Source organism: Desulfovibrio sp. (assembly GCF_014803725.1).
Classification (GTDB): domain Bacteria; phylum Desulfobacterota; class Desulfovibrionia; order Desulfovibrionales; family Desulfovibrionaceae; genus Desulfovibrio.
Genome location: NZ_JAAVBE010000009.1, coordinates 21,376 through 29,819 on the forward strand (window position 1 = coordinate 21,376; position 8,444 = coordinate 29,819).

General features: G+C 69.0%; 6 protein-coding genes and 1 pseudogene. All 7 read left to right on the forward strand.

Features of this window, described 5'->3' with window-relative positions:
* Positions 1-37 precede the first annotated feature (37 nt).
* Positions 38-880, forward strand: coding sequence for a sulfide/dihydroorotate dehydrogenase-like FAD/NAD-binding protein (locus HDR50_RS03355; RefSeq protein WP_291355915.1), 843 nt, complete (start codon positions 38-40; stop codon positions 878-880).
* Positions 870-2,295 (forward strand): annotated as a pseudogene (gene gltA, locus HDR50_RS03360) (NADPH-dependent glutamate synthase). Before HDR50_RS03355 ends, gltA begins: the two are co-directional and overlap by 11 nt.
* 7 nt (positions 2,296-2,302) lie before the next feature.
* Entirely contained in the window at positions 2,303-3,130 is an 828-nt protein-coding gene (locus tag HDR50_RS03365) for a histidinol-phosphatase (protein WP_291355917.1), read from the forward strand.
* A 5-nt stretch (positions 3,131-3,135) separates the two neighbouring features.
* Entirely contained in the window at positions 3,136-4,596 is a 1,461-nt protein-coding gene (locus tag HDR50_RS03370; protein WP_291355918.1) for an ATP-binding cassette domain-containing protein, read from the forward strand.
* Positions 4,597-4,669: 73 nt separating this feature from the next.
* Positions 4,670-6,088, forward strand: a complete 1,419-nt coding sequence (hydG, locus tag HDR50_RS03375; protein WP_291355920.1) for a [FeFe] hydrogenase H-cluster radical SAM maturase HydG — start codon at positions 4,670-4,672, stop codon at positions 6,086-6,088.
* A 256-nt stretch (positions 6,089-6,344) separates the two neighbouring features.
* The gene (locus tag HDR50_RS03380) at positions 6,345-7,385 is read left to right on the forward strand and encodes a rod shape-determining protein (protein WP_165078831.1); all 1,041 of its coding nucleotides are present in this window, start codon (positions 6,345-6,347) and stop codon (positions 7,383-7,385) included.
* 65 nt (positions 7,386-7,450) lie between these two features.
* The coding region (mreC, locus tag HDR50_RS03385; protein WP_291355923.1) for a rod shape-determining protein MreC at positions 7,451-8,444 on the forward strand (994 nt) is incomplete at its 3' end.

The following is an 8,444-nucleotide window of genomic DNA, read 5'->3' on the forward strand; positions in this document are numbered from 1 at the left end:
GCCACCNCGCNGGCCATCACCCGAGGCGGAGGACACCATGCCCACACCCATTTTGCGCAAGGAGCGCCTGATCCCCGGCAAGACGAGCAAGCTNGTGCTCCACGCGCCCGANATCGCGGCCAAGGCCCGGCCGGGCCATTTCGTCATGCTCCGCATGAGCCCCGAGGGCGAACGCATCCCGCTCACCATCGCNGANACNGACNCNNCNCGCGGCGAGATCACCATCGTTTATCTNGTGCTCGGCAAGTCCACGGCCCTCCTNGAGGCGCTNNNGGCNGGCGACAGCATCCTCGATGTCTGCGGGCCGCTGGGGCGNCCCACNAAAATNGNGAAGGTCGGCACNGTCATCTGCGTGGGCGGCGGCACGGGCATCGCGGCCATGCACCACATCGCCAAGGGCCACGCCCGCGCGGGCAATCATGTGGTGGCGGTCATCGGCGCGCGCGAGAAGTCNCTTTTGCTCTTTGAAAAGGAGCTCATGGGNTTCGTGAACGAGCTTGTCGTCTGTACGGACGACGGCAGCTACGGCCGCAAGGGCCTNGTCACNGANCCCCTCAAGGAGCGCCTNNNGGCCGGNGGCGTGGGCGAGGTGGTGGCCGTGGGGCCNGTGCCCATGATGGNCGCCGTGGCCGANGTGACGCGGCCCTTCGGCGTNGCCACCACCGTGAGCCTCAACCCCATCATGGTGGACGGCATCGGCATGTGCGGCGCCTGCCGCGTGAGCGTGGGCGGCAAGACGAAGTTCGCCTGCGTGGACGGGCCGGAATTTGACGGGCACCANGTGGATTTCCCCGAGCTTCGGCGCAGGCTGGCGGCCTTCCGCGAGCAGGAGGCCGAATCCTATGACCGCTACAGGAAGGAGCAGCCCCATGGCAACTGAATCTTCCGCCAAAAAAGTCGCCCCGCGCGTGGAAATGCCCTGCCAGCCCCCGGCGGAGCGGCGNCATAATTTTAAGGAAGTGGCCCTCGGCTACAATGGCGACATGGCCGCCACCGAGGCCTCGCGCTGCCTCCAGTGCAAACGGCCCACCTGCGTCAAGGGCTGCCCNGTGGANGTGCCCATCCGNGANTTCATCCGCGAGGTGGCGGCCGGCAATGTGGAGCGCGCCTACGAGATCATCCGCACGGCCAACAGCCTGCCCGCGGTNTGCGGCCGCGTGTGNCCNCAGGANNACCAGTGCGAGGGCAAGTGCATNNTNAAGGCCAAGGGCGAGNCCATCGCCATNGGCCGNCTNGAGCGCTTCGTGGCCGACACGCACCTCGCCGCCTGCGCCGCCGCGCCNGANTCCTGCCCGGCCGAGACGAGNGAAAGCCACGCCAANGGNCGNGTGGCCTGTATCGGCTCNGGGCCGGCCTCGCTCACCTGCGCGGGCATCTGCGCCGCGGCCGGNCTTGAGGTGGACGTGTACGANGCCCTGCACGAGGCGGGCGGNGTGCTCGTCTACGGCATNCCGGCCTTCCGNCTGCCCAAGGANGTGGTCGCCGCGGANATCGCNGGCCTGCGNGAGCTCGGCGTGCGCTTCCACCTCAACCATGTGGGCGGNCGCACCGTGGACGTGGCNGAACTTCGCAAGAGCCACGACGCGGTNTTCATCGGCGTGGGCGCGGGGCTGCCCATCTTCCTTGGCGTGCCCGGCGAGAACCTTGTGGGCGTGTTCTCGGCCAACGAGTATTTGACGCGCATCAATCTCGGCCGCGGCTACGACTTCCCCGAGCACGACACNCCGCCCTTCCCNGGNANGCANGTGACCGTNTTCGGCGCGGGCAANGTGGCCATGGACGCGGCGCGCACGGCCCTGCGCATGGGNGCGGAAAGCGTGCACATCGTCTANCGCCGCACCCGCGCGGAAATGCCNGCCCGCGCCGAGGAGATCGAGCACGCGGCCGAGGAGGGCGTNNAGTTCGCGCTGCTCTCCGCGCCGCTGCGCTTCAACGGCGACGATGCAGNTGCGNCTCAAGTCCGTGACCCTGCANAAGATGGAGCTCGGCGAGCCCGANGCCTCGGGGCGNCGNCGNCCGGTGCCCGTGGAAGGCGCGGTGGAGGANCTNGAGACNGACCTCGCCATCGTGGCCCTGGGCACGCGCTCCAACCCCATCCTNCTGGACGCCACGCCCGACCTCGCGCGNACCGAGCGCGGCTACATNNAGGCNGANCCGGAAACGGGCGAGACCTCCATCCCCAATGTGTTCGCCGGCGGCGACATCGTNACNGGCGCGGCCACGGTCATCCTCGCCATGGGCGCNGGNCGCAAGGCNGCGCAGGAGATCGTGCGCCGGCTCGGGGNNGGCANGTAAGCGGAACATGATNACGGCNGACCTGCANACCCATACGCGCTATTCNCACGGCGCGGACANNNCGGAGGACATGTACGCGGCGGCNGCGGCGGCCGGGCTTGAGGTCATCGGCTTCAGCGAGCATTCGCCAAGGCCCGAGGGCTTCACCTACCGCCGCGAATACCGCGACCAGCTCAAGGCCCACCTCCCGGACTATTTCCGGGAGGTGCGCGCCCTGCGCGACAACGCGAAGCCCGGTCAGCCCCGCGCCCTGCTCGCCATGGAAATGGACTGGCTCGACGGTGAGGAGGGCTTCATCCGCAAGGCCTGCAAAGCCGCGGATTTCGACTACCTCATCGGCAGCGTCCACTTTCTCGGGCACTGGGGCTTTGACGACGGCGACGAGCCATGGCGCGACGCGGATGCGGAGCAGTGCGACGCCTGGTATGCGGCCTATTTCACGGCCTGGGAGGCCATGCTCGCCTCCGGGCTCTTCCAGATAGCCGCGCATCCCGACCTCATCAAGATCTTCTCGGTGGAGCGCTTCCGCGCGTGGCTCGACCGGCCGGAGAGCCGGGCGCAAGTGCGCCGGGCGCTCACGGCCCTGGCCGATACGGGCATGGCCATGGAGGTCTCCTCGGCGGGACTGCGCAAGGCCTGCCGCGAGATCTATCCCGCGCCGCCCATCATGGAGCTTGCCGCGGGGCTCGGCATCCCCGTGACCTTCGCCTCGGACGCCCACAGCGTGCGCGATGTGGCCCGCGATTTCGACCGCCTGGCTGCCTACGCCCGGCGCTTCGGCTACACGCAGCAGGCGCTTTTCGAGGGCGGCCGCCGGAGCCTCGTCCCGTTTTGAGCGCCATGCAGCAAGAGGGACTTCTCGTCAGCATCGAGGGGGTGACCTGTTTCCTCCCCGGCGACCCGGAGCGGAAGCATCCCGTGCTGCGAGATATTTGCTGGCAGGTCACGGCCGGCGGCCATTGCGCGCTCTTCGGGCCCAACGGCGCGGGCAAGTCGAGCCTGCTGCGCCTCGCGGGGGGCGAGCTCTGGCCGGCGGCCGGCCGCATCCTCTGGCGCGGTGCCGAGGCTATGGAGACCTCGCCCATCGCGGGCCGCAGCCTGTGCGCGCTCGTCTCCCCCGCCGTGCAGGAAGTGTGGCAGCGCCGCGCCCCCTACATGACCGGCCTGGAATACATCATGGGCGCCATCGCCGGCGCCGAGTTCGGCGTTGCGGAAGAGGCCTGCGAAGCCCGCGCCTGCGCTGCCGCTGAAAGCCTCGGCTGCGCGGAACTCCTCCCCCGGCTGCTCCCCGAGCTCTCGCAGGGCCAGCTCCGCCTCGTGCTTCTGGCCGCGGCGCTGGCACGCGAGCCGGCCCTCTTGCTGCTGGACGAATGCCTGGACGGGCTGGACTTGGGGCACAGGCGCCGCTTCACCGAGGCGCTCGAAGCCTATGCTGAGCGCGGCACGGTCATCATGGCCTCGCATAGGCCCGAGACTGTGCCGTCGTGGTGCCGAGGCCGCGCGTGGCTGGAGGCGGGGCGCCTTTTCCACGAGGAGCCGGTGCGGCCGGCGCCGGCAGAAAGGCCCGTCGTTTCGCGCCCGGCTGCCGCAGGTGCCGCCGCCCCGCCGCTAATCCAGCTCTCCGGGGTCTCGGTGTATATCGACCGGCACAAGGTGTTGCACGACATCGACTGGACCCTGCGCCGGGGCGAGCACTGGCGCCTCACGGGCGCCAACGGCTCGGGCAAGTCCACCCTGCTGCGGCTGCTCGCCGGGGACGAGTTTGCCGCGGCCGGCGGCACGCTCAGGCGCTTTTTGCCCTCCCTCGGGCGCGAGGCCGAGACCCTTGAGGAGGTGCGCCGCGGCGTGCGCCTCGTCTCCGATCTCTCCCAGGCGCTCTACGGCTATCCGCTCACCGGGCTCGAGCTCGTGTGCTCGGGCCTTGACAACAGCATCGGCGTCTACCGCGGGTTCAGCGCCGAAGAGCAGGCCGAGGCCAGGCGCCTCGTGGAGCTGTTTTTCCCCGAAGGCGAGGGCGCCCGCGTGGCGGCGGCCTCCATCCGCCGCCTTTCCACCGGGCAGCTTCGGCGGCTCTTTCTCGCGCGCGCCCTCATGGGCGGCCCGGACGTGCTCCTGCTGGACGAACCCTGTTCCGGTCTGGACGAGGCGGCGAGGGAGCGTTATCTTTCTTCCCTGGAGCGCCTGGCCGCGTCCGGCACCGGGCCCGCGCTCGTCTTCGTTTCCCATGAGGCGGGGGACGCCCCGGCCTGCTGCGCCCGTGAGGCGCGGCTTGACGCCGGGCGCCTTGCCATCCTGGCCTGAACGCGGGCCTGATCCTTCCCGCCCTTCCTTTTCAGTACCGGCGCGCCCCCGGCGGCGCGCTTCGGGGTTTGCCATGTATGATCCCGCATCCCGCCGCGCGGCGGATTTCATTGACCGGCAGGAAGCGGCCGTTTCCGTGGCCGAGGCCGACCGGCTCGCCAGGGATCGCGCCGCCGTGGCCGCCATCCTCGACAAGGCCGCCGAGGGCAAGGGCCTCTCCCACCGCGAGGCGTCTGTCCTCATGGCCGCGGACGACCCGGAAACCACTGAGGCCATGTTCGACCTGGCGGCCCGCATCAAGCAGCGCTTCTACGGCAACCGCATCGTGCTCTTCGCGCCGCTCTATCTCTCCAACTATTGCATCAACGGCTGTGTCTACTGCCCCTATCACCGCACAAACAGCCACATGCCGCGCAAGAAGCTCACGCAGGAGGAGATCGTGCGCGAGGTGACGGCCCTGCAGGACATGGGCCACAAGCGCCTCGCCGTGGAGGCGGGCGAGCACCCGAAAGAGAATCCGCTCGACTACATCATTGAGTCCATCCGCACCATTTACGGCATCCATCACCGCAACGGCGCCATCCGCCGCGTCAACGTCAACATCGCGGCCACCACGGTGGAGGACTACCGCCGCCTGCGCGCCGCCGAGATCGGCACCTACATCCTTTTTCAGGAGACCTACGACCCCGCGGCCTACGCGCTTTTGCATCCCACGGGCCCCAAGCACGATTACGCCTGGCACACCGAGGCCATGGACCGCGCCATGGAGGGCGGCATCGACGATGTGGGCCTGGGCGTGCTCTTCGGCCTCGGCTCCTGGCGCGAGGAATTCGCGTCGCTGCTCATGCACGCCGAGCACCTCGAGGCCGTGCACGGCGTGGGCCCGCACACCATCAGCGTGCCGCGCGTGCGTCGCGCCGACGGCATCGACCCCGGCGATTTCGCCCATGGCATCGACGACGCCACCTTCGCCCGCATCTGCGCCTGCATCCGGCTGGCGGTGCCCTATACGGGCATGATCATCTCCACCCGCGAGAGCCGCGCCGTGCGCGAGCAGGTTTTGGGCCTCGGCGTCTCGCAGATCAGCGGGGCCTCGCGCACCAGCGTGGGCGGCTATGCCACGCCCGAGGCCGAGGAGGAAAATTCACGCCAATTCGACGTGAGCGACGACCGCACCTTGGACGAGGTGGTGCACTGGCTCATGGGCATGGGCCATATCCCGAGCTTCTGCACGGCCTGCTACCGCGAGGGCCGCACCGGCGACCGCTTCATGAGCCTGTGCAAGAGCGGGCAGATCCAGAACTGCTGCCATCCCAACGCCCTGCTCACGCTCAAGGAATATCTGGAGGATTACGCGAGCCCGGCCACGCGCGAGCGCGGCGAGGTCCTTATCAGGAAGGAGCTCGCCCATGTGGAAAGCCCGCATGTGCGCGCCATCGCAGAGAAGCGCCTTGCCGAGATTGCCGGGGGCAGGCGGGATTTCCGCTTCTAGCGGGCGCCCCGTACAGAACTTTGACCCGCCAAAAGGCGGCGCCGGCCGGGGGCGCCGCCCGCGGCCATGTATGGCGGGCGCGCCGGGGCGGTCGCAGCCGCCGAACCCGGCAAAGATTTTGAACTTTCCCCCGGGCGGCTTGACTTTGGGGATATTTTGGAAGAACACATTTCCACCCCGGCGAGTTCCGGCCCCGGGAGAATCCCGCATGCGCCCTTAGCATGCCAAGGCAGCGTCCAAGCGAGGCGAACGAAGCATGTCCAAGGTTATGGATGCCGTACTGGGTCTCTTTTCCAATGATCTTGCCATTGACCTCGGCACGGCCAATACCTGTGTCTATGTGAAGGGGCACGGCATCGTGCTGCGCGAGCCCTCGGTGGTGGCCGTCAAGAAAGACGCGCGCGGCAACAACATGGTCCTCGCCGTGGGGCAGGATGCCAAGCGCATGCTCGGCCGCACGCCCGGCAATATCTGGGCCATCCGCCCCATGAAGGACGGCGTCATCGCCGACTTCGAGGTCACGGAGGCCATGCTCCGGCACTTCATCGCCAAGGTGCACAATTCCAGGCGCATGGTGCGCCCGCGCATCATGATCTGCGTGCCCACGGGCATCACCCAGGTGGAGAAGCGCGCCGTCAAGGAGTCGGCCCAGTCCGCCGGCGCGCGCGAGGTCTACCTCATCGAGGAGCCCATGGCCGCGGCCATCGGCGCGGACCTCCCCATTCAGGAGCCCACGTCCAACATGGTGGTGGACATCGGCGGCGGCACCACCGAGGTGGCCGTCATCTCCCTTTCCGGCATCGTGTATTCGCGCTCGGTGCGCGTGGGCGGCGACAAGATGGACGAAGCCATCATGACCCACGTCAAGCGCAAGTACAACATGCTCATCGGCGAATCCTCGGCTGAGGAGATCAAGATCAAGATCGCCTCGGCCTACCCGCAGGACCCGGAGCAGCAGATCGAGGTCAAGGGCCGCGACCTTGTGACCGGCATCCCGCAGAACATCATCATCACCTCCGAGGAGGTGCGCAAGGCCATTTCCGAACAGGTGGACAGCATCGTCCAGGCCGTGCGCATCGCCCTCGAGCAGACCCCGCCCGAGCTCGCCGCCGATATTGTCGACCGCGGCATCGTGCTCACCGGCGGCGGCGCCCTGCTCAAGGGGCTGGACCAGCTCTTGCGCGAGGAGACCTCGCTCCCCATCACCGTGGTGGACGACCCGCTCTCCACCGTGGTCGTGGGCACGGGCAAGACGCTGGACAATCTCCACATCCTCAAGGAAGTCTGCATCGATTGAGCGGCCGCGCGCATGGCTGCGGCGCCCCCGCGCTCCGGGGCAGGCGCCGCCGGGGGTAGGCTTTTGTGAACCTGCGGCGCATCCTTATTCTCGCGGGCGTTCTGCTCATCCTGTTTCTGGGGATGTATTCCTGGAACCAGCGCACCCATGCTCTTGACGACCTTGCGGCCTCCGTGGGCCTCGAGGTGGGCGGCGCGGTGCTCCGCCCCCTGCGCGCCGTTGAGGACGTGTTTTCCGGCTTCTGGGACCGCTATTTCGACCTTGTGGACGTGCGCGGCGAAAACCTGCGCCTCAAGGCCCGCGTGGACGAGCTGGAATCACGCCTGCTCGCCAGCGGCGAGGACCTGGCCGAGCTTCGCCGCCTGCGTGAGCTCGTGCAGCTGCCCGTGGACGTGAGCTGGCGCCCTCTGGGCGCGCGCGTGCTCGCCGGCAGGCTTGGCCCCAATGCCGTGCTCGACAGCATCACCATCAGCCGCGGTTACGCCACGGGCGGGCGCCCCGGCACGCCCCTCGTGACGCACCTGGGCCTCGTGGGCCGGGTGCTCAAGGCAAGCCCGCACGCCTCAACGGCCCTGCTCATCACCGACCCGGGGAGCCGCGTGGCCGTGTTCGGGCAGGAGAGCCGCGCCCCCGGCATCCTCATGGGCAAGGGCAAGGGCCGCGAGCTCGAGGTCAACTTCGTCCAGCGCGACGCCAGCGTGAAAAACGGCGAAATACTGGTGACTTCCGGTCTCGACGGCAAGTATCCCAAGGGCTTGCCCGTTGCGCGCGTGGTGAGCGTGGCCCCCTCGGACTATACACAGTTCATGGCCGTGGCCGCGGTTCCGCTGGTGGATTTGCAGCATCTGGAGGAGGTGCTCCTGCTGGAGCCGAGCGGCATCGCGCCGCCGCCCGAGGAGCCGGAAGGACCGCCGCCAATCTTTGTGGGGCCGCCCGAGCCCGAGGGCCTGCGCCCCTTGCGCGCGCAGGCGAGGGCGGCGCAAGCCCAGGCCCCCGCACCGCCGGCGCCCGCGCCACAACCTGCCACGACGCAGGCGCCCCCAGCGCCGGCGCGCCAGC